This is a genomic window from Pseudomonas sp. NPDC079086 (genome assembly GCF_044542155.1).
Taxonomy (GTDB): Bacteria; Pseudomonadota; Gammaproteobacteria; order Pseudomonadales; family Pseudomonadaceae; genus Aquipseudomonas.
Map to the genome: position 1 here is coordinate 2032292 of NZ_JBITTY010000001.1, position 23018 is coordinate 2055309.

Annotated in this window: 9 protein-coding genes and 2 pseudogenes; 10 read left to right on the forward strand and 1 reads right to left on the reverse strand. The window is 56.5% G+C overall.

Annotation, left to right across the window (positions count from 1 at the left end; genetic code table 11):
• The first annotated feature begins 4 nt into the window (after positions 1–4).
• The 4 genes from ACIGEK_RS09505 to ACIGEK_RS09520 all read left to right on the forward strand — a co-directional run bounded on the left by ACIGEK_RS09505 (position 5) and on the right by ACIGEK_RS09520 (position 9122).
• Entirely contained in the window at positions 5–3085 is a 3081-nt protein-coding gene (locus ACIGEK_RS09505; protein ID WP_397493044.1) for an efflux RND transporter permease subunit, read from the forward strand.
• Between the two features lie 242 nt (positions 3086–3327).
• Complete coding sequence (locus ACIGEK_RS09510; RefSeq protein WP_397493045.1) at positions 3328–5187, forward strand: DUF3857 domain-containing transglutaminase family protein; 1860 nt, start codon at positions 3328–3330, stop codon at positions 5185–5187.
• A gap of 759 nt (positions 5188–5946) precedes the next feature.
• Positions 5947–7386 (forward strand): sodium:solute symporter family protein, encoded by a 1440-nt coding sequence (locus tag ACIGEK_RS09515; RefSeq protein ID WP_397493046.1) that lies wholly within the window; start codon positions 5947–5949, stop codon positions 7384–7386.
• Between the two features lie 1163 nt (positions 7387–8549).
• Positions 8550–9122: a hypothetical protein gene (locus ACIGEK_RS09520; protein WP_397493047.1), complete on the forward strand. Its 573-nt coding sequence runs from the start codon at positions 8550–8552 to the stop codon at positions 9120–9122.
• Positions 9123–9208: 86 nt separating this feature from the next.
• On the opposite strand, the gene ACIGEK_RS09525 is transcribed toward ACIGEK_RS09520, so the two are convergent.
• The gene (locus ACIGEK_RS09525) at positions 9209–9886 is read right to left on the reverse strand and encodes a DUF4197 domain-containing protein (protein WP_397493048.1); all 678 of its coding nucleotides are present in this window, start codon (positions 9884–9886) and stop codon (positions 9209–9211) included.
• A gap of 350 nt (positions 9887–10236) precedes the next feature.
• Between ACIGEK_RS09525 and ACIGEK_RS09530 the strand changes: the two genes are divergently transcribed.
• The 6 genes and pseudogenes from ACIGEK_RS09530 (at position 10237) to ACIGEK_RS09555 (ending at position 22824) form a co-directional block, all read left to right on the forward strand.
• Positions 10237–12810: an EAL domain-containing protein gene (locus ACIGEK_RS09530; protein WP_397493049.1), complete on the forward strand. Its 2574-nt coding sequence runs from the start codon at positions 10237–10239 to the stop codon at positions 12808–12810.
• Positions 12811–13089: 279 nt separating this feature from the next.
• Positions 13090–13890: pseudogene (locus tag ACIGEK_RS09535) on the forward strand (cache domain-containing protein); the annotation flags it as partial.
• 585 nt (positions 13891–14475) lie between these two features.
• A pseudogene (locus ACIGEK_RS09540) lies at positions 14476–15006 on the forward strand (methyl-accepting chemotaxis protein); the annotation flags it as partial.
• 265 nt (positions 15007–15271) lie between these two features.
• Positions 15272–16396, forward strand: coding sequence for an HDOD domain-containing protein (locus tag ACIGEK_RS09545; protein WP_397493050.1), 1125 nt, complete (start codon positions 15272–15274; stop codon positions 16394–16396).
• Between the two features lie 60 nt (positions 16397–16456).
• Positions 16457–18190, forward strand: coding sequence for an EAL domain-containing protein (locus ACIGEK_RS09550; protein ID WP_397493051.1), 1734 nt, complete (start codon positions 16457–16459; stop codon positions 18188–18190).
• Between the two features lie 125 nt (positions 18191–18315).
• The gene (locus ACIGEK_RS09555) at positions 18316–22824 is read left to right on the forward strand and encodes a CHASE domain-containing protein (RefSeq protein WP_397493052.1); all 4509 of its coding nucleotides are present in this window, start codon (positions 18316–18318) and stop codon (positions 22822–22824) included.
• The last annotated feature ends 194 nt before the right edge of the window (positions 22825–23018 follow it).

Sequence of the window (23018 nt, forward strand, 5' to 3'; positions counted from 1 at the left end):
CCCGATGGATTTCAACCTATCCGCCTGGGCGCTGCGCAACCGCCAGATCGTGCTGTATCTCATGCTGCTGCTGGCTGTGGTCGGGGCTATTTCCTACACCAAGTTGGGCCAGAGTGAAGACCCGCCCTTTACCTTCAAGGCCATGGTGGTTCGCACCAACTGGCCAGGGGCTAGCGCCGAGGAAGTCGCGCGTCAGGTCACCGAGCGCATCGAAAAGAAACTGATGGAGACCGGCGACTACGACAAGATCATCTCGTTCTCGCGCCCGGGTGAATCCCAGGTCACCTTTGTCGCCCGCGATTCGATGCATTCCGCCGACATTCCCGACCTGTTCTATCAGGTGCGCAAGAAGGTCAGCGATATTCGCCACACCTTGCCGCAGGGGATTCAGGGGCCGTTCTATAACGACGAATTCGGCACCACCTTCGGCAATATCTATGCACTGACCGGCGAGGGTTTTGACTACGCCGTGCTTAAGGATTACGCCGACCGCATTCAGCTGCAGCTGCAGCGCGTCAAAGACGTAGGCAAGGTCGACCTGCTTGGCCTGCAGGATGAGAAGGTGTGGATCGAGCTGTCCAACACCAAATTGGCCACCCTCGGCCTGCCGCTGGCCGCCGTACAGCAGGCGCTGGAAGAACAGAATGCTGTGGCTGCCGCCGGCTTCTTCGAAACGGCCACTGATCGTGTGCAACTGCGCGTTACCGGGCGTTTCGAGTCGGTTGATGAAATCCGTAATTTCCCGATTCGTGTGGCGGATCGGACCTTCCGTATCTCCGATGTGGCCGAGGTCAAACGCGGCTTCAACGATCCACCCGCACCGCGCATGCGCTACATGGGTGAAGACGCCATCGGCCTGGCTGTATCGATGAAGGCCGGCGGCGACATTCTGGTACTCGGTGAGGCCCTGGAAGGCGAGTTCGCTCGCCTGCAGGAAACCCTGCCGGCCGGCATGCAGTTGAACAAGGTGTCGGACCAGCCGGCGGCGGTGAAAACCGGGGTCGGTGAGTTCGTTCGCGTGCTCACCGAAGCGGTGATCATCGTGCTGCTGGTGAGCTTCTTCTCACTCGGCCTGCGCACCGGCCTGGTGGTGGCGTTGTCGATTCCGCTGGTGCTGGCGATGACCTTTGCCGCCATGTACTACCTCGGCATCGGCCTGCACAAAATTTCCCTTGGCGCGCTGGTGCTGGCGCTGGGCCTGATGGTGGATGACGCGATCATTGCCGTGGAAATGATGGCGATCAAGATGGAGCAGGGCTACGACCGTATCAAAGCGGCCAGTTATGCCTGGACCAGCACCGCCTTCCCGATGCTCACCGGCACGTTGATCACTGCCGCCGGTTTCCTGCCGATTGCCACTGCGCAGTCCGGCACCGGGGAATACACCCGCTCGATTTTTCAGGTGGTGACCATTGCTCTGCTGGTGTCATGGATTGCCGCCGTGGTGTTCGTACCGTATCTGGGGGCCAAGCTGCTGCCCGACCTGGCCAAGCCGCACGCCGCTAAACATGGCGGCAGTGCGGACGGTCATGACCCTTATGGCACACCGTTTTACCAGCGTGTACGCGGTGCGGTGGAGTGGTGCGTACGACGCCGTAAGACGGTGATCATGCTGACCATTGCCCTGTTCGTCGGCTCAATTCTGCTGTTCCGCTTTGTACCGCAGCAGTTCTTCCCGGCATCCGGCCGCCTGGAGTTGATGGTTGATCTCAAACTCAGTGAGGGCGCATCGCTGGCCGCCACTGAAGAGCAGGCCAAGCGGTTCGAAGAACTGCTCAAAGGGCGCGAAGGCATCGATAACTACGTGGCCTATGTGGGGACAGGGTCGCCGCGTTTTTACCTGCCGCTTGACCAGCAACTGCCGGCTGCCAGCTTTGCCCAGTTCGTGGTATTGGCAAAAAGCATTGAAGAGCGCGAAAAAATTCGCACGTGGCTGATCGACGTGCTGCGTGAAGAGTTCCCGACCCTGCGCACGCGTATCTCGCGCTTGGAGAACGGTCCTCCTGTGGGTTACCCGGTGCAGTTCCGCGTTTCTGGCGAGCATATCGACGAGGTGCGTCAGCTGGCCCGTCAGGTTGCTGACAAGGTGCGTGAGAACAGCCATGTGAGCAACGTGCACCTGGACTGGGAAGAGCCGAGCAAGGTGGTGCGCCTGAACATCGACCAGGAGCGCGCTCGCGCCCTGGGCGTCAGCACTGCCGACCTGTCGCGCTTCCTGCAAAGCTCGCTGACTGGCTCGCCGGTGAGCCAGTACCGCGAAGGTAACGAGCTGATCGAGATCCTCCTGCGCGGCACCTTGAGTGAGCGCCAGGAACTCGGCCTGCTGCCAAGCCTGGCTGTGCCAACCGACAATGGCCGCAGTGTGCCGCTGTCGCAGATTGCTACCCTGGAATACGGTTTTGAGGAAGGCATCATCTGGCACCGTAACCGCCTGCCGACCGTCACCGTACGTGCCGATGTGTACGGTAAGGAGCAGCCGGCGAGCCTGGTCAAACAGATCCTGCCGACTCTTGAACCGATCCGGGCACAACTGCCAGACGGCTACCAGCTGGACGTCGGCGGCACGGTGGAAGACTCCAGTCGTGGGCAGAAGTCGGTCAACGCCGGTATCCCGCTGTTTATCGTGGTGGTGCTGACCCTGCTGATGCTGCAGCTGAAAAGCTTCTCGCGTTCGGCCATGGTGTTCCTCACCGCGCCGCTGGGGCTGATTGGCGTGACCCTGTTCCTGATGATCTTTCGTCAGCCGTTCGGCTTCGTCGCCATGCTCGGCACCATCGCCCTGTCGGGGATGATCATGCGTAACTCGGTGATTCTGGTCGATCAGATCGAGCAGGACATTGCCGCCGGTATGGACCGCTGGCACGCAATTATCGAAGCCACCGTGCGGCGCTTCCGGCCTATCGTACTGACCGCTCTGGCGGCGGTACTGGCGATGATTCCGCTGTCGCGCAGCGTGTTCTTCGGGCCGATGGCCGTGGCCATCATGGGCGGCCTGATCGTGGCCACCGCGTTGACCTTGCTGTTCCTGCCGGCGCTGTATGCGGCCTGGTTCCGGGTCAAGGAAGCGGAGTCAAAGCCTGCCTGAAGCGACGGTTGCTGATGTGAAAAAGCCAGACCCTACGGGTCTGGCTTTTTTATTGCGACGGTAAAAAGCAGCAGCATCTGAGCGTTGTTAACGGCACAAGTAGTTGCGTCGAGGCGCCTATCTCGGGCGTTCTAGACGTTCGCACGATAACAAAAAATAACATTTCTTGTTGCGATTGATTTTCATTGGGGCGATCATTCCTGGCCTTTCGGTGCCCGTGGCGCCGTTTTACAGAGGCGTTTATGCAATGTTTTTCGTTCTACCGGCCACTGCTTGGTATCAGTCTGATTGCGCTTACGCACAGCGTATCGGCTGCGCTCCAACCTTTGGCCGAAGCACCGCTGGCCAGTGATATTGATATGCACTGCCACTTCAGTCGTGATGTCAGCACCGACTGTACGACCACCTACCGCTACACCATTCTCAAGCCCCTGGGCCGTGAAATGCTCTCGCGAATCGATTTCAGCTATGTCGAAACTGACGAGTTTGAGGTGATCAACGCCGAGTATGTTCAACCCGACGGCCAGCCGACGCCTCTGCATGAAACGCAGATCGATACACGTACGGCGCCCAATCCCGATCAGGGTTTCTCCCGAGAGAAACAAACATCGCTGGCTTTTCCGGCGCTGCGCGTCGGGACTCAAGTTCGCTATACCGTGCGTGAGCGCAGTGCTGCACAGCCTCTGCTCAGCGAGTTCCATTACAGCCTGCGGTTTGCCCCCAACGCCGTTCGCCGGGACCGGTTCAAGGCGCGTTTCACCGCCGAGCAGCCAATCCAGTGGCGCAGTGAGTTGATGGACGATTTCACCATCGCCGCTTCGGCCGATGGCAAGGCACTGGATATCGAACAAAGAGCTCCGGTGTTTAGCAGCTACATCAATGAGTCTAACAATGCCTACATACGCCGTATTCCGCGGATAGAGCTTGGCAGTACTGTGCAACTGCAGCGTTACTTCGGCGCTTTAGCCCAACGCTACAGCCAAATAATCAGCGCTGATCTACCACCTGAGAGCGCCATAGCGGTCGCTGCGGTGAAGGGGCTTGAGCCCGCCCAACAAGTAGCCGAACTGATGCAGCATTTAAATGCCCATTACCGCTACCTGGGCGATTGGCGGGCTTCCGAGCGCGGCTATGTGCCATTCAACCTGCAGGAAATCGAGCAGCGCGGTTATGGCGACTGTAAGGATCTTGCCACGCTGCTGACCGCCATGCTCAGGGCGAGCGGCATTAGCGCCGAAATCGCCTGGGTCAGTCGGGGCGATGTGGTGGAGTCATTGTTGATCCCAGGTACCAGTGCACCAAACCATGCAATCGTGCGCGCCCAAGTTGCCGACCAGGTCTGGTGGCTGGACCCCACCAATCCGGTGTTTGCCCCTGGCCAGACAATGTCTGACATCCAGGATCGCTGGGCTTTGGTAAGCGACGTGCAAGGGCAGGTGCGTGAAGAACACATTGCGCTGGCGCGTCCTGAAGTCAGCATTCGCCTCGATAAGCAGGCACATTTTGATAGGGCCGGGGGCGCTGTCACTCAGGCCACGCTCGCATTCGCCCGACAGCCGTTGATGCAATTGAGCCTGGCTGATAGCTATCAAGGTGCCACCGCTTCGGATCAGGATCTCTGCGACAACTTCGGGATGGAAATCAGCGACTGTAAAGTCCATCGCGAAAGCTTGGGGTTTTTAGTGCCCGAGCGTTACAGCATCAAGGTGTCAATGACCAATCAGCGGGCACTTGAGAAGCTCGACGGTGGTTACTTCTACAGCGACGCCTATCTCCACGATAAATGGAGCGATCTGCTCAACTATCGGCGTAACGATCAACGTGCCGACCTCTACGTGGGCGATCCGGATACGGTCGATTACACCGTCACCTTGTCCGGTGCGCAGATGGACAAGCCGATCCAGCGCTGCAAAGTCCGCTCGCCTTGGTACGACCTCGACCTGGATGGGGAAAAGATCAGCGATGGCATTCGCTATCACTACCGCCTGACCCAGAAAGTGAGCTGGCTGGGCCACGATGAGCTTGTGAGTGCACCGTTTGGCACAATGCTCAGCCAAGCCCGCAGCTGCGCAGAGCAGTTGGAGCAAATGGTAAAGCTCTAAACGATGGTGTACGGCGCAGGGAGGCGGCAGCGTTCTTTCGGCAATCGGCGAACAACGCGGCCCCACGTAGCACCCATGCGGCTCGCTGCTTCTCGTAATAATGCAGCTACTTGCTGCGCTCGCCCTGCGGGCGTTACTGCACTCGGCTACTCGGCGGCCTGCTGATGGGGCGTTTGGCGCTGTTTGCGAGATTGTGGATTGGAGAACCAGCACCTGTGATGGTGATGGCGGGTAACGGAGGATTTTGGCATAACGGTGGACAAGCTTTGCGCTGCCCACCCGACGGGTCGGCCCATTGGTGATCCTGGCGTAGGGTGGATGACGCTTTTTCATCCACGGTTGCCCGGGCTAGTCGCTGGTTCCGGGTCAAGGAAGTGGAAGCGAAACCAGTCTGAATCGGCGGTTGATGTTGTGAAAAAGCCAGGCCTAGCGCCTGGCTTTTTTATGCCTGGCGGTTAGTGCGTTTGCGGGTCTTCTGTCAAAAATATGCAACTGTCTGCTGAGGCCTGTATGTGGCTTTTATAGCGTTTACAGTCTGTTACAGGGGGGTGCAGGGCATTCTGGCGAATTATCTGCTTACGTTCCGTCGTTTTTGTTTGACATATTTTACGTGTTTGCCAAAACTGCGCGACCTTGAACGGGCGCGTGCAGCTACCCGTTAAGAATGGTCATAACAAAAACCTGTAGCCCATCGTTACGTCCTACGCAGCCTGCGTGGGGCATGCATGCGGTGGGCTGACGTCTGTGGAACGGGAAAGCATGCTGATCTGGTTCGTTGCGCTCTATTTGCTGGTGACTGTCGCCATCGGTTTCTACGCCTCCACCCGGGTGCACAACACCCGCGACTTTGCCTCCGGTGGTCGTAGCATGGGCTTCCCCATCGTCGCCGCCATGGTGTTTGCCACCTGGTTTGGCAGCGAGGCGGTACTGGGCATCCCCGCCACCTTCCTCGAAGAAGGCTTTGCCGGCATCGTCGAAGACCCGTTCGGCTCCTTCGGTTGCCTGTTCTTGGTCGGTCTGATAATCGCCCGGCCGCTGTACCGGATGAACCTGCTGACCATCGGTGACTATTTCAAAAAGCGCTTCGGCCCGCAGGTCGAGCTGATCATCAGCCTGGTTATCGTCATGTCCTACCTGGGCTGGATCGCCGCGCAGCTGATTGCCCTTGGCCTGGTGTTCAACGTCATCTCCGACGGCAGCATCAGCACTACCCAGGGCATGTTCCTTGGCACCTTTATCGTGCTGCTGTACACCCTGTTCGGCGGCATGTGGTCGATTGCCCTGACCGACTTCTTCCAGATGATCATCATCGTGGTCGGCCTGGTGTACTTGGTCTGGCTGTTCAGCGGCATGGCTGGCGGTGCTGATCTGGTGATCAGCAAGGCAGCCAGCGAAGGCAAGTTCACCTTTATGCACGCCTTCGAGCCTAAGGACATCGTCGCCTTTATCGGCGCGGCGGTAACCATGATGCTCGGCTCCATCCCCCAGCAGGACGTGTATCAGCGGGTGATGTCGGCCAAGAGCGAGAACATCGCCGCGCGCGCCTCAATGGCCGGTGCGGTGTTCTACCTCGGTTTCTGTATGTTGCCGATCTTCTTGGTGTACGCCGCCTCGATGATCGATCCGACGCTGGTCGAGAAGTGGTTGGCTGAAGATGCGCAGATGATTCTGCCGCTGATGATCCTGGAAAAGACGCCGCTGTTCGCCCAAATCATGTTCTTCGGTGCGCTGCTCTCGGCAATCATGTCCACCGCCTCGGGCACCTTGCTGGCACCGTCGGTGACCCTGACCGAGAACGTGCTCAAGCGCTTCTTGCCGGTGCTTACTGACAAGCAGTTTCTGCTGCTGATGCGCGCCACCATTCTGGTTTGTGCGATTGCAACCCTGAGCTTCGCCCTGTATTCGGATGCGAGCATCTACGAGATGGTTGGCAACGCCTACAAGGTGACCCTGGTCGCGGCGGTGGTACCGTTGTTCGCTGGGTTGTTCTGGAAGCGTGCGACCACCCAGGGCGCGCTGGTTGCCATCGTCTTTGGTCTGGTGTCGTGGATCTATCTGGAATACAGCTGGAGCGAAGCCGCCTTCTGGCCGCCACAGCTGGCGGGCCTGCTGTTCAGCATGGCCGGTATGCTGATTGGTACGCTGCTGCCGCAGTGGAGCCGTAACCAGAATGATGTGCTGGTGGCGCAGGCCGAATAAGCCTGACGTTTGGTCGACAAAACCCCGCTGATTGGCGGGGTTTTGTTTTTGCGCCTTGCGAAGGCGGAGAGCGCATTCATCCCGTGGCAGGCTTTAGTCGCGAACTTTGCGGCTTTGTTTACGCCGCTTTTTGTAGTGTTCCCGCTAACGGTTCCGCCCTTACGGCGGCTCACTTTTGGCAAACGCCCCGAAAGTAAGCAAAAAGTCTTGCCCCTTGCATCCGGGTCTCGCTGCGCTCGACTTCCCTCATTCCATCATTGCTCCAGTGGCCCGTCGCGAAGGGCTATCCCTGGCCCATCGCGGCTCTCGCGGCATCCATGCCGCTCAACCCCTTACGCAACGATTCCACTCGGCCTTCTGATGGGGCGTTTGTCCTGGCGCTAGCGGATTGGTTCGGTGGCGCAGTGAGTTGGCTTTTGATTTGTAGGATGGGTGGAGCGCAGCGATACCCATCAATCAACCGCATGGGTATCGCGCGGCTCAATCCATCCTGCGAATGTCCGCCGACTCAGTAGGAGCGGGCTTGCCCGCGATGTTTTTGCTTTGGCTTTTATGCTCTGCCATCTACAAATCGCATAGGCAACGCGATCCCCGAATCCCGTCAGGAGGCCGAGGGGAGGTGCTGTGGAGAGGGGCGTTTGGCATGGATGCCAAACGAGGAGCGATGGGCCAGGGATGGCCCACCGTGACGACCCTCGGAGCAGTGCCGGAGCGAGGGAAGTCTGGCGAAGCCAGACCCGTATGCCGGGCGCGCTTTCTCTTTGGTCACTTTCTCTTTGCGCGCGCAAAGAGAAAGTGACTCGCCGTAAGGGCGAAACGGTGACACACAGGCAAAGCAGGTGCGGCGGGTGTTCGATACTCGATGGGTATCGCTGCGCTCGACCCGTTCTACGAGCTGCCCATGCCACGAAAGAAGTTGATCTGCTCCTAGATAGGGAGCGAGCCATGCGATACAGCCACAATGACACCTCATGAACTTGATGCGTATATTCGACAGGTCTACCAGTCATCAGGCGGCACCATCTTGAAACGACATTTTAGAAACTTACGAGCTTGGATTATTCAACAAGTCCCATTGTTTAAACGGGGGCCTACTTATTGCGCTGTCTTTAGCCGTTTTCTATCACGGTATCCGCGCCAGTTACGGTTTACTCGATGATGCCATGATTGAAAGCGGCGACTTCGTTACGCTGGTCATTACAGTAGTAGTGGCCAGTTTTGCTCTGGCCTTCCTGAGTGAGCTGTCAGAGGTGTCCATTGGGGGCTACGTCATCAAGCTCCGGGAGGCCAAGAAAGAGGCCGAAATTACGATTGGCCAACTACAAAAATTGCTGGAAGCGAGCTTTGAGCCCCAGTTAGAGGCGGTTAAGGTGCTGCCTGGTGGATTTGGTGATGTATTTGCCACGAAAGACAGTCGCGTTGACCGATTTTCCCGATTGTTTGATTCAATAAAGAAAGTCGGCCTTGTGGAAGCCTTAACCCCCAAAATCGCCGAGACCGCTGAGTTTCTAGCCAAGATACAACTCAAGTTCGTTGAGCGGTTTTCAGGCAGCGATTATCTGTGGAGTGACGTGGGCGTTCTTCCTTCCCCTTCTGAGGTTGCTGGTAAAGCATTGGATACTGGCGCAATTGGTTCTCTAGCTGAGCGCTTAAATCGGTCAGAGGGTGAGATGAAACTGATGCTTGAAGAAGCCTTAAAGGCATACCGCGATATGTACGAATTATCTCGTTTATAGCCTACGCAATAGTGAGCCGCATTGTTCTTTGCTTATGAAAAAGCCAGACCCCAAGGTCTGGCTTTTTCACATCGAGCTAACCCTTCTTACAACGCCCCAAACACCTTCTTCGCCAAACTGGTCGCTGCGCCAGCTGGGTTCTCCCGAATGCTCGCTTCTTGCTCGGCGATCATGGTGAACAGTCCGTCCAGCGCCTGCTCGGTTACATAGTTCTCGATACTCGCGCTTTTCGCATCGATTACGCCGAAGCTCGCGGCTTGGCCGGCGAAGCTGTTGTATTGCTTAGCCAGGCCGACCTGGTCGGTAGCTTTTTTGACGATGGGCAGGAACTTGGCGCGGATCTGTTCGCGGCTGGTTTTGTTCAGGTATTGGGTGGCGGAGTCTTGCGGACCGCTGAGGATGCTTTTGGCGTCCTGCACGGTCATCTTCTTCACCGAATCCACGAGCAGCGCCTGGGCTTGCGGCACGGCCGCTTCGGCGGCTTTGTTCATGCTCGCTTCGAGCTGATCAACCTGCGCGCCCATGCCCATCATCTTCATGGTTTTCGCGGCTTTACCGAGGTTGCCCGACAACTCGATGCGCACGTCCGGGTTGTTGCTGAAACCACCGGGTTTGCCCAGTTGCTGCACGGCCACTTTGGCGCCTTGGGTGAGGGCGTCCTTGAGGCCGCCGCTGGCATCACTCTGAGAGAGGTCGGCAAGGGAAAACGCGAGAGCGCTGGCGGAGAGGGCCAAGCTTGCAGTGAAGACGAGGGTACGCAACATGGGGGATTCTTCCGGCTGTTAAGTAGTAAACGAGCTTAGCTGGGCTGGACGGATAAACCTATCCTGTGATGCCTGATTGGTGCTTGGTTGAGCGTTCAACCGTGCCTTTGTACCTGAGCGTTTTTTAACGTTGTGGGTGGCTTGCTTAAGCCGCGCAGGCTTCTGTTCATGTGTTGCGCCCGATTTGTCATAGATTTTTGGCGCGCATTGTCAAACTCTGGGCTGCACCATTGAGGTATTTGAGCCGCTGCATACTGCAAGGTTCATGCTGGCCTTTTGCAGCTAGACTGGTGTTAACCGAAGGCGTTTGCCTATTCCGAATAGCACCTCCGACTGGTTGAGGGCCGAAGATGGCGCCAGTAGTTGAGTCGTTCCGTGCTCTAGATGCTCATTCCAATTCCTCTGCAACACGTAAGACGCTGCTATTTATTTCAGCGTTGTTGGTGGCTCTGTTTGTAGTGGCGAGCGTAGCGTTGGTGCAAATCGCTTCAGAGCAAAATAAACAGGCGATCAAGCAAAGCTTGTTTTATGTGGAAAAAGCGACCCAAGCCCGGCAGAAGTCTATTCTCGCGACTATTAACGATTACGCCTTTTGGGGTGAGGCGTATCGTCATCTGCACGTGCAGGTCGACACCGACTGGGCCTATACAAGGCAGAATCTGGGACCCAGCCTGTTTCCTGATTTCGCCTATGAAGGTGTGTTTGTGGTCGACGCCAGTGGCCACACCGCCTATGCGGTCGTGGAAGGCCAGCTGAGCTCGGTCGAAGTTCAGCAGTGGCTTATGCAGGATATCCACCCACTGATCGAACAGGCTCGCTTACAAGCTGAGGATGAAGAGCCGGTTGTTGGCTTTTTATTGGTGGGCGGGCAGCCAGCACTGGTGGCCCTAGCCGCGTTGACGCCAGGCAGTGATCCGCAAATCGAAGCGGTGGATGGCCCTCCCTCGGTACTGTTGTTTGTCGACCGGCTCGGCCCACAGAAGCTGCAGATGCTTGGCCAAGACTTTGGCATCGACAATCTGCATGTGGATAAACGGTTAAGTAAGGCGCAGGTCCGATCCAGCTTGCCCTTGGCAACGCTGAATAGTGAGCCGCTTTTGCTGCATTGGCATCCTGCCCAGCCAGGCGATCAACTGCTCTATTTCATCTTGCCGCTGCTAGGGTTGGCCGGTGTGATTGTTGCCCTTATCACTTGGCTGATGCTGCGCCGTGCGATCACCGCAGCGCGTGAAATGGATGCTAGCTATTCGTCCTTACATGCCAGTCAGTCTGCGCTGGCTGCCAGTGAGGCTCGGTTTCGTGATGTGGCCGAAGCAGCCTCTGACTGGATTTGGGAAACCGATGCACAGTTACGCTTAACGTACCTGTCGGCGCGGTTTCAGGTAGTGACCGGTCACGCTGAAAACGCTTGGCTGGGTCGTCCGCTTGACGAGTTAGTGAGTTGCCCGGGAGGCTTGCAGGCCTGGTTGAGTAAACGCAGCCTGCATTCATCGTCTAAGGACAGTCTGCAAGGCCAGTATCTTGCGAGCGACGGCAGACTGCGCATTTGTATGTTCGCGCTGCGGCACGTCGAGGGTGTCAGCGGTGTTACCGGGTATCGCGGCATCGTCAGCGACATTACCCAGGAAGTTGAAGCGCGGGAGCGCATTGAGCACCTGTCTCTGCACGATGCGCTCACTGGACTGCCCAATCGCAATCGCATGCAGGCGTTCCTTGAGGATAAGTTGAGCGCACTGCCGACGTCTGGCGTGCCGTTAGTCATGCTGAGTGTCGACCTCGACCGGTTTAAATCAGTGAATGATTCTTTCGGCCATGAGACCGGCGATGTGGTACTCGGTGAGGTATCAAAGCGTCTGCGTGTGATATTGCGTGATGGCGACCTAGTCGCGCGCATGGGCGGTGATGAATTTATTCTGATTATCAGCGGTATCTCCACTCAGGCGGAGGTAAAGCGCTTGTGTGAAAGGTTGATCGCTGGCATTGAGCAGCCGTTCGAAGTTGGAAATCACAGCATTTTTATTGGCGCCAGTATCGGCGTGGCTATGGCGCCGGCTGATGCATGCCTGGCTGAGGAGTTGCTGCGCTACGCCGATATCGCTCTATACGAAGCCAAGGGGGCCGGGCGTAGCACGTGGTGCTTCTATGCCCGCGACATGAAGGAGCGGGTGACTGAACGGCAACAGCTCGAAAACGATCTACGCCAAGCGTTGGGCAATAACGAATTACGCCTGTGCCTACAGCCACGATATAGCGTTAGCAGCCAATGCATGGTGGCGGCAGAGGCCCTGGTGCGCTGGCAGCATCCACAACGGGGATTGCTGGGGCCAGACAGCTTTATTGCTATTGCCGAAACGACAGGCTTGATAGTGCCTCTGAGCTCTTGGGTTCTGCACACTGCCTGTATGGAAGCAATGACCTGGCACGAAGCGCTGGTTGTGTCGGTAAACCTCTCCCCGGTTGAATTTCAGCATGGCCGTCTGCTGGCAAGGGTTAAAAGTGCTCTGAACGACAGTGGTCTGCCTCCTTCGCGGTTGGAACTCGAACTCACCGAAAGCGTGATGCTTGGAGATGCAGAGGGCGCTCTGGTACTGATGCAGGATTTGAAAAAGCTGGGCGTGCGACTGGCGATGGATGACTTCGGCACAGGCTATTCATCGCTTAGCTATTTGCGCAAATTCCCCTTCGATGGACTGAAGATCGATCGTAGTTTTATGGCCGACTTGCATGACTCGCCCGATAGTCAGGCGATCATCAAGGCAATTGTTGGGCTCGGTCGGGCGTTGTCGTTGACGGTTACTGCCGAGGGTGTCGAGACCGAGCAGCAACTTGAGGTCTTGCGCCAGTGTGACTGTGATGAAGTACAGGGCTATTTCTTGGCACGCCCGATGGAGCCAGACGCCTTGCGCCTCTTGCTCCTGCAATAACCCACAGAGGGGCTGGCGGTACGGTTGGTTGATATTTCATCTATAACCTACAGGTGCTTTGTAAAGTCGCCCTCTGCATTTGAGTACGGGGACCCCTGAATCTTGTGAGCCGATCGTATAAATGCTCGGCGGGGAAGTGCTGTGGCACTTGCCACGAGCGCAGTATTTCAGTGAACAGGAGTAGTCAGTATGGTTTTGGTTCCCGTTAGGTTGTCGCAACGTTTAACCCTGGGCAGCATTCTGCTGCTGATTCTCACCGCGTTGGCAGTGTTTGCGGTGATGGCGCTGCGCGGGCAGCCGCGGGTAGTGGCGGCCAGTGGCGAACTGATTGAGCAGACGGGCAGTGCCATCGTGCGCCAGTTAGCCTTGCAGCTGGCTGGGATTGAGGGCGTGACCGCCAGTCTGGCGCATCTCTCCGAAGTGCTGCCGTTGGATGAGACGCTGTATCTCAACACACTGCCTAATGTGATCGACAATCAGGGTGATAAAGCCATTGCCGGCGGCGGAGTATGGCCTGAGCCGAATGCGTTTACCGACGGTGTGGCGCGTCGAAGTTTCTTCTGGGCGCGCGGTGGCGACGGGCGGTTAGCCTATTCGGATGACTACAACGCTGCCGACGGCCCTGGTTATCATAACGATGCCTGGTACACCGGAGCGCGCAACAGCAAGGCAGGTCGTTGCTTATGGTCGGAGGCGTATCAGGATGCGGTGACCGGCGTACCAATGGTCACCTGCAGCGTGCCTTACCAGCTAAAAGGGCGTTTCGCGGGTGTGGCGACGGTTGATCTCTTGCTTGATGATTTGGCGCAGTTTCTGCTCGAGCAAGGCAAGGTGACTGATGGCTATGCTTTTGCTCTTGATCAGGCGGGCAATGTGCTGCACTTCCCTGGGGTGACCGGCAATAAGGGCGGCAGCATGTTGGCATTCGCTGACCTGGCGCAGCAGAAAAACTGGTTGAAGCCGATTCAGGCATCGCTCGCAGACAGCAGCTCAGGGGCAATCCGTAACCTAGACCTGGATAACGACGAGCAGCTCCAGCAGGCCAGCCGCGTCAGCCTGTTTGTGATGCCTGATACAGGCTGGGTGATTGGATTGGTTACGCCGCAGGAACGGGTAACTGGCTTGGCCAGGGCGCTGACCTGGGAAATTCTGTTATTTCTAATTCCGCTGTTGGCGGTGCTGCTAGCGCTGGCCTGGCTGGCTGGGCGCAAACTGATCGGCCAACTGGAAGAAACCACTGCGCAGATCGACTCCCTGGGCCGTGGCTCGGCGAGCCGAGATGTCGAATTGAGTGTGGAACGCGAAGATGAAATCGGCGCGCTGCGCCACGCAGTCAATCGCTATGCCGGGCAGTTGCGCACCATGCTCCAGCGGATCGCCGAAGAAGCCGACCATTTGCAGGCCGAAGCCGCGCAACTGGGCGGCCTGAGTAGCACCCTGGCCGGGCGTGCCGAGCAGCAACGCCAGGAAAACACCCAGCTGGCGGCGGCAATCACCGAAATGTCGTCAAGCGCCCAGGAAGTGGCGCAAAACACCAACGACTGCGCCAATACCGCACAGAGCTCACTGCTGGTGGTGCAGCAGGGGCAGCAGAAGGTTGCCTCCAATAGCTCGGCAATTCAGGCGCTGTCGACGGAAATGGCCGGTGCGGCCATGGTGATCAGCCAGCTTGAGAAGGACAGCCAGCAGGTCGGGGCGGTGCTGGATGTGATCAAGGCAATTTCCGAGCAGACCAACCTGTTGGCACTGAATGCCGCCATCGAGGCCGCGCGGGCCGGTGAGCAGGGCCGTGGTTTTGCCGTGGTGGCTGATGAAGTGCGCACCCTGGCGGGCAGAACTCAGGCTTCGGCCAATGAGATCAGCACCATGATCAGTGCGTTGCAGCAGGCTTCACGTCAGGCCGTGCAAGCCATGCAAGCGGGCGAGGCTCGTACCGAGCATGCGGTAGGGGAGGCCGAAGGCGCAGCGGCGGCGTTGTCCAGTTCGGTTCAGAGTTTCGATGACATCTCTCAACGCGCTCAGCAGATCGCCGTGGCGGCGCAGCAGCAAAGCCATGTGACTCAGGAGATCAATGAGCTTGCGGTGCGCATTCACAGCATCAGCGAAGAAAACGCCCGCGACGCCCAGGCTCTGGATGAAGTCAGCAGTGCCATGCAGGCGTTGTCGTCGCGGTTGACTGGGCTGAGCCGTGGCTAGGCGCTGTAAGGCACGGCATACAGCCTATATTTGCGTCAGTGGTGGGCTGTAGAGCGTATAGCTCTGCCGCCAGCGCATTGAGTCGCCCCCCGCTCAATCGCGCGTCGGCTAGCAGCCGCAGCGGCGCCCTGCGCTGTCTATTGTTGAGCCTCTATAAACAACGGAATTGCGAGTTAGGGCGCAAAGTAGTTGTCAGAGACGCTTGCACCAGCCTATAGCTATATCACGCACCACTTATGGAAAGACGGAGCCGAGGGGGCAGTGCATGCAGGTGATGATTGTTGACGATGATCCATGGATCGCTGATTTGTTAAAACAGATCGTCCTAAATGTCCGCCCAGGGGTCCAGGTCAATTGTTTTGCTGATGTGCAAAGCGCTTTTGCTTCTTGGCGGGAAACACATTACGCCTTGGTCCTTGCCGATTGGAATCTGCCCGACGGTTCAGGTGTGAATTTGCTGCAAAGAATTCGTGTACAGGACCGTGAAACACCACTGGTGATGATTACCGGTCGCTCTGACCGGCAGAGTGTGTTGGAGGTCAGGCGGCTGGGCATTAGCGCTTTTATTACTAAGCCTTTTGACGTGCCACGTGTTGTCGCGTGTATTGAGGGGCTCCTCCCGCTGCAGGACTTTGTCCCTACCACCCCCATCGTTCAGGAAGCATTTATCGCCTACCTGAGCGGGCTGGCCGCAGAGGACTTGGACTTGCCGATGCTTGAGAAGGTTAAAGAGCAGCTTCAGCTGGGTTATCGCGGGGAGTCGCTTGATCTGCGTGAGTTGGCGAGTAGCTGGCAAGGTGATCCGTCACTTTGCATGCACCTGATTGCTGCGTCCAACAGCGCTGCCTATATCGGCCTAGGGACGCAGTGCACCAGCTTAAGCGATGCACTCAGGCGTCTTGGACCCCGTACCAGTGTGAATCTGGCGATGGGCTTTGCCTTAAAGCAGATCAGCATGCAGGGCAATTTAGTCTTGTCAGTGTTAATGAAAGATCATTTGGACAATGCCTTATCTCTGGCTGAGCGCGTGGTGGCGCTGGCCAAGCAGTGCGGCGTTGAACCAGCACCATTGCAGACTGCCGCCTTGTTGCATCGCATTGGTGAGCTGTGTGTGATCTACCAAGCCTATAAGTGGGAAAGCCAGGGCAATAGGTTGGATGAGAGCCTGCTCATGCAGGCTGTCAACGACTTTGCCGCACCGCTTGCAATCAAATTGAAAGCCCAGTGGAGCGTACCCATGGCCTTGCGTGAAATGATCGGGGCCGTTTATGCACTGCCACAGGCTCAAATTCGACGTGAGCAGGTGTTGATGCGCCTGGCGGCGGCCATAAACAACAGCGAGCCACCAGCCACCGTTGATCGGCTGATGAGGCTCGCCGGCTTGGCGTGACGTTTAGATATTTGTCTGCTGCGCTACCTGTCAGTCCAAAGCGAGCTAGGCTGAGCGAGTATGGAGTTGCAACGCAAGGATCTGGAGCCGCGCATGCGCATAAGTAAAGGAATTGATGTCGAGTCGGTCATTCTGATCGTCGAAGACCAGACCACGGATGCGCTTGCTCTGCGTGAAACGGTGCGTGACCTAGGGGAGGTTCACGTGGCCAGTGATGGTCCTTCAGCATTAGCGATGGCCAGGCAGTGCAAGCCGGATCTTGTGCTTTTGGATATCGAAATGTCTGGTATGAGTGGCTTTGCCGTATGCAAGGCGTTCAAGGCCGATCCGAAACTCTGCGATGCCGCCATTATCTTTGTTACCTCCCATGTTCAATCTGAGAACGAGCTGCGCGCGCTGGAATATGGCGGAATTGATTTCATCCATAAACCGCTGAACGCACCGGTGGCCAGGGCCCATATCAAAGCCCACCTGGCGTTGCGTAATGAGGCGAAGAAGCTCGCTAATCATGATGCGCTGACCGGCTTACCAAACCGCACGCTGTTGCAAGACCGTACCGAGCAAGCCTTGCAAAAGGCTCGTCGCAGTCAGGTCCGCGTGGCCATGCTGTTGCTTGATCTGGACAACTTCAAAGGCATTAATGATTCGCTCGGGCATTCCATTGGTGATGCCCTGCTCAAGGAAGTCGCAGCCCGTCTTTCGCTGGCCTCCAGGGCTTTGGATACGGTCAGTCGGCAGGGTGGGGACGAGTTCATCGTTTTATTGCCAGAGGTCAGTGGTTTTGATGTGGTCGGCGATTTTGCCGAGCGGCTACTCACCACCATCAGCACCCCCTTCATTATTCAAGGTAATCGCTATGACCTGAGCGCGAGTATCGGCATCAGCCTGTTCCCTGACGACAGCGAGGACACCGAGTCGCTCTACCGTCATGCGGATTCGGCGATGTACCAAGCCAAACTCGATGGGCGTAATCGTTGTCGCTTCTTTTCCCTCGATATTGAGCGCAGCACCCGTGGTCGGCACCTGTTGGAACAGCACATGCGCAGTGCGTTGGAAAATGGCGTATTTGAGGTTTTCTATCAGGCCAAGGTTGTGGCCACCGGGAATGTAATGGTCGGGATGGAGGCGCTCGTTCGCTGGCGCAATAAAGAGGGCAACCTCATCTCTCCAGCTGATTTCATTCCGTTGGCCGAAGAAACCGGGCTGATCATTCCGATTGGTAAATTCGTGCTGCAGCAGGCCTGTCATGATGCCCAGATGCTTGTCGCACAAGGCATGCATTTTGTGGTCAGCGTGAATATTTCAGCAGTGCAGTTTCGCGAAGAATCATTTTTACAGATGGTGCAAGACACGTTGCTTGCGTCGAAACTCGCACCAGAGTTTCTTGAGTTGGAGATCACCGAGGGCGTACTGGCTAGGGATGTCGCTAACACGCAGCATGTATTGTCATCTTTGCGCAGCATGGGAGTGCGGATTGCGCTTGATGATTTTGGTACAGGTTACTCAAGCCTTACCTACCTCAAGCGCTTTCCAGTGGATGTGCTGAAAATAGACCAGAGCTTTGTGCGTGACATGCTGGTTGATAAGAGTGACGCCGCGATTATTGAAGCCATTGTCAAATTGGCTCAGGCATTTGGTCTTGAATTAGTGGCTGAAGGCGTGGAAACCCAGGAGCAAGCCGCCGCCTTGCAATCGTTTGGCTGCCAAATTATGCAGGGCTATCTGTATTCTAGGCCGGTACCGTTTAACCAGTTCTGTGCATTGTTGGACTCTGGCAATCTAACTGTTCGATAGCCGATAAAAACAGTCATTCGATACGTTTTGTTGATTCACCAATCATCACTTTACGCTTGAGTTACCAAGGTTTTTCTGTGGGTAACCATCACCGATCAGCGCTCTGAAATTGTTGTTGGGATGCTATGTCGATAAAAAAGAATTACGCCATCGTTGCCGCCAATAAATGGACCATCACTAGCCTGCTTGGCGGGTTGGTTATCAGCATCGCTGTAGCTGTGGGGCTTGCTCAGTTCAATCATCGGGAGGCTGTTGACGCTGTTAAGGCTGCTGCTGAGAAATCCGCTGATGCAGTAGTTAATCGCATAAAGCTTTATCAGTATGGTTTGCGGGGGGCTCGTGGCTCGATTCAAACCATGGACGAGAAAGCCATCACCCGTGAGGGCTTTGACCGTTATGGCAAGACGCGCAACGTTGAAGTGGAGTTCCCGGGCGCGCGTGGATTTGGCTTTATTCGCCGCGTTGCTCCGCAGGATGAAGCGGCGTTTTTGGCCCAGGCGCGTGCCGATGGCTGGCCAGATTTTGCCATCCGCCAGCTTGCGCCCCATGACACTGAACGTTATGTCATCCAGTACATCAGCCCGGTTGAGCCCAATAGGGTGGCCGTTGGTCTGGATATCGCCTCCGAGGCTAACCGCAGGCAAGCGGCATATTCCGCGATGCTGAGTGGTGAGGTGCGTCTGTCAGGCCCCATTACGCTGGTGCAAGGGCTAGGTCAGCCGCAGCAGTCCTTCCTGATTCTGATGCCGATCTACTCCGGTGGGGTGGTCCCCGACACGACTGAGGCGCGTGAGGCGCAAGCGTTTGGTTGGAGCTATGCGGCATTGAGTATGGGCGAGGTGCTCAACGGCATACGCCCGCCGGAGCAGGCAGTTAGCCTTGAATTACGTGACATTACTGATCCTGCGCACAGTGTCGTGTTTTATAACGATGAGGATGAGCGTGCTCAGGAAGTGGTTCTCTCCCAGACGCTTGAGCGCGATGTGTATGGCCGGCGCTGGCAGGTGCAATTTGGCGTGCACCCGCTGTTTATCAGCCAACTTCGCCAGTTTTCTCCGTTACTGGCGCTGAGTATTGGGCTCACCGTTTCAGTGTTGTTAGCCGCCTTGGTGGGCGTACTAAGCATCAGTCGAAAACGTCAGCAGCAAGTGTTCGCAGAACAAGGAAAATTGGCCGCGATTGTGGCAAGTTCGGCCGACGGCATTATTGGTAAAAACCTGGACGACACGGTGACCAGCTGGAATAAAGGTGCCGAGAGGCTATTTGGGTTTAGTGCGCAGGAGGCGATAGGGCGACGCCTTACTGAACTGGTCGTCCCAGAGGCACTAAAACATGAAGAGACAGAGATTCTTGCCACGGTTAAAGCGGGAAGCCACGTCCCCAGCTTTAACACCCTGCGCCAAGATAAATACGGCAAGTTGATTCCCGTTTCCGTTGCCGTTTCGCCTATTCGTAACTCTGCTGGCGCAGTTGTTGGGGCGTCGAAGACCGTCCGGGATAACACTGAGCAAGTGGCCGCTGAGGCGAAGATTCATGAGCTCAACAGCAGCCTTGAGGCGCAGGTCGTTCAGCGCACAGCGGAGCTGCGTGAGAGCAACCTGTTGTTGAGTAATGTGCTGCGCTCGGCCTCGGAAGTAGCAATTATTGCGACTGACCGGGAGGGCATCATTCGCTTATTCAATGCCGGTGCCGAGAGGATGCTGGGTTATACGGCGGCAGAGCTGATCGATAAGAGCAGCCCGGCCAGCTTCCATCTGGAGCATGAGGTGGCGGCGCGCTCACTTGAATTAACTGTGCAATATGGCCAAGCGATAGAAGGGTTCCGAGCATTTGTATACAAGGCCGAACTAGAGGGGGCGGAGACACGTGAGTGGACCTATGTCCGCAAAGATGGCTCGCATTTCCCGGTATCCCTAGCTGTTACGGCCATACGTAATGAAGATGGCGAGATCAATGGCTACCTGGGCATCGCCGTAGATTTGACCGCTACTAAAGCTTCTGAGGTTGCCGTAGCCGCTGCGCGTGATCAGTTGCTTTTGGCCGCTGATTTGGCCGAGATGGGGATTTGGACCTGGACTCCCTCAGATAACACTCTGAGTTGGAATGACCGTATGTACGAACTCTACGATCAGCCCCTTAGCCTGCGTGATAACGGTTTGAACTATGAACATTGGTATTCGCGCGTTCATCCGGATGACGTTGAAGCGACTGCTTATAAGCTGCAGCGGACCGCAGAAGCAGGGGAGGTTTATGACCCGATTTTCCGAGTGGTGCGCCCAGACGGATCGATACGTATTATTCAGGGTGGTGCTCAGGTTGAACGTGACTCAACAGGGGCAACACTGCGGGTAACCGGCTTCAATCTCGACATCACTGCTGAGCGTGAACTGCAAGCACGGTTGATCGATGCCAAGGAGCAGGCGGATGCCGCCAGTGCATCCAAGTCGTCATTCCTGGCCAATATGAGCCACGAAATCCGTACGCCGATGAATGCGGTGTTGGGCATGCTGCACTTGGTGCAGAACACCGAACTGGAGTCCCGCCAGCTGGATTACATCTCCAAGGCCGAGTCAGCGGCAAAATCACTGCTTGGGCTGCTGAACGATATTCTCGACTATTCCAAGATCGAAGCTGGCAAGTTACTGCTTGATGCACACGCCTTTGAGCTAGAACCCCTGATGCGTGACTTGGCTATTGTTCTGTCTGGAAATCAGGGCAGCAAGGATGTCGAAGTCATGTTCGACCTCGACCCCCAACTGCCCAGCATGCTATTTGGCGACAGCCTGCGTTTGCAGCAGGTATTGATTAACCTCGCAGGGAATGCGCTCAAGTTCACCCAGCAAGGACAGGTAGTTGTTAGGTTTGAACAACTGCAGCGCCAAGATGATGCAGTGCGCGTTCGCATTGAGGTCAGTGATACCGGCATTGGTATAAGCCCTGAGCAGTTGCAGCGAATTTTTGATGGTTTTACCCAGGCTGAAGCTTCTACCTCCAGGCGTTTTGGTGGAACGGGATTGGGTTTGGTTATCTCCAAACGCTTGATCAATCTCATGGGAGGGGAGCTGCAGGTTAGCAGTGAGGTTGGGGCAGGCAGCCGCTTTTGGTTTGATGTCGAATTAGGGATTTTTCAGGCCGTGCCGTTGCGCGAGCTTTGCCCAGGTGCTGACCACCCAATACGCTTACTGGTGGCCGACGACAATGAAGTGGCCGGTTATCTGCTGGTGCGCACAGCCGAGGCTTTGGGATGGCAGGCTGACCTGGTGCAGGATGGCCTCGAAGCCGTGGAACGGGTGCAACAGATGCAGCACGCGGGCAATGGCTATGACGTCATCCTAATGGATTGGCGCATGCCTACCATGGACGGTTTGAGCGCCGCGCGCCTGATTCGTCAGCAGAGCCAGGGGCCGCATGCACCTGTGATCGTCATGCTCACGGCGTATGGGCGTGAGGTGTTGTCTGATGCGCAGCAGGGGAGGGACGCACCGTTTGCTGAGTTCCTCAGCAAGCCAGTAACTCCTCAGTTATTGGCCGATACGATTCAGCGTGTATTGACGGGGGGGCGCGCGCCTCAACCAACGGTCGCAACCCAGCGTGCCTTACAGCCAAAGCGTTTGGCTGGGCTGCACTTGCTGGTCGTCGAAGACAATATGCTTAACCGTCAAGTGGCGTTCGAGTTGTTAAAAGGTGAGGGCGCTGAGGTTGCTCTTGCCGAGGGTGGCCTTGAGGGCGTTCAGATGATTATCGAGGGGAGAGAGACCTTCGATGCAGTATTGATGGATGTCCAGATGCCAGATATCGACGGCTTGGAAGCGACACGGCGGGTTCGTGCCGATGCTCGGTGTGGCGCAGTAAAGATCATTGCCATGACAGCCAATGCATCAGTCTCCGATGAGCAGGCATGCCGTGTGGCGGGGATGAATGGTCACCTCGGTAAGCCAATAGACCTGGAGAAAATGGTCGCTACTCTGTTGCGTCATACTGGACGTAAAGGCGCTGCATCATCAGTCCAGGTACAAGCAGAGCCACATGACTCAGTGGTGGAGTCAGCTACTTCAATTGGTCAACGCTTTGGCGGTAATCGCGAGTTGATTCGCAACGTGTTGAACAGTTTCGCGCCAGAGCAGGCCAAGCAACTCGCTCGGCTGCAGGAGCAGGTTGAGCAACGCAATGCCGCTGGTGCGGCTGCGGTATTACACGCCATCAAAGGCAGCAGCGGCACCATGGGGGCGTGGGCCATGTCGCAACTGGCGGGTGAGCTGGAGCAACAATTACTGCATGCGGATGAAACCGCCAAGGCGCAGTTGTTAGCCGAGGGTAGTTTCGTTGAGGAACTGCATGAGTTGCTACACAGCAGTGATCAGGCGCTGAAGGCTATGTTTGAGTTGCCTAGTGAGTTGCCGTCAGTCGATATCGAGTCTGCTGGTTTACCGCTGGAGCAATGGCGTGAGGCCTTGCAGGATATTCTGCAGTTGTTAGACGCGGGCAATATGCAGGCAATCGCCCAAAGTGAGGCATTGTTGGCGCAGACCTCACACGAATTGCGGCCACAATTTGGCAAGTTTTTAGATTTGGTGCAATCCTTAGACTTTGCTGCATCTTTATTGGCTGGGCATGAACTGCTGAATTCGGTCTGAAGGATTTATTGATGCAAACTTGGTTAAAAGCCACCCGGCAGAAGCCCAAGCTGCTTCTGGTGGATGATCAGCGCGTTAATATCCTCGTGCTGTATGAACTGAATCGCCCCGGATTTCCTAGACACTTTCCAGGCTCAGTAAATGTCGCTTCTCGAACTCTACCGGTGACAGTTGGTTGTTGAAACCGTGTCGGC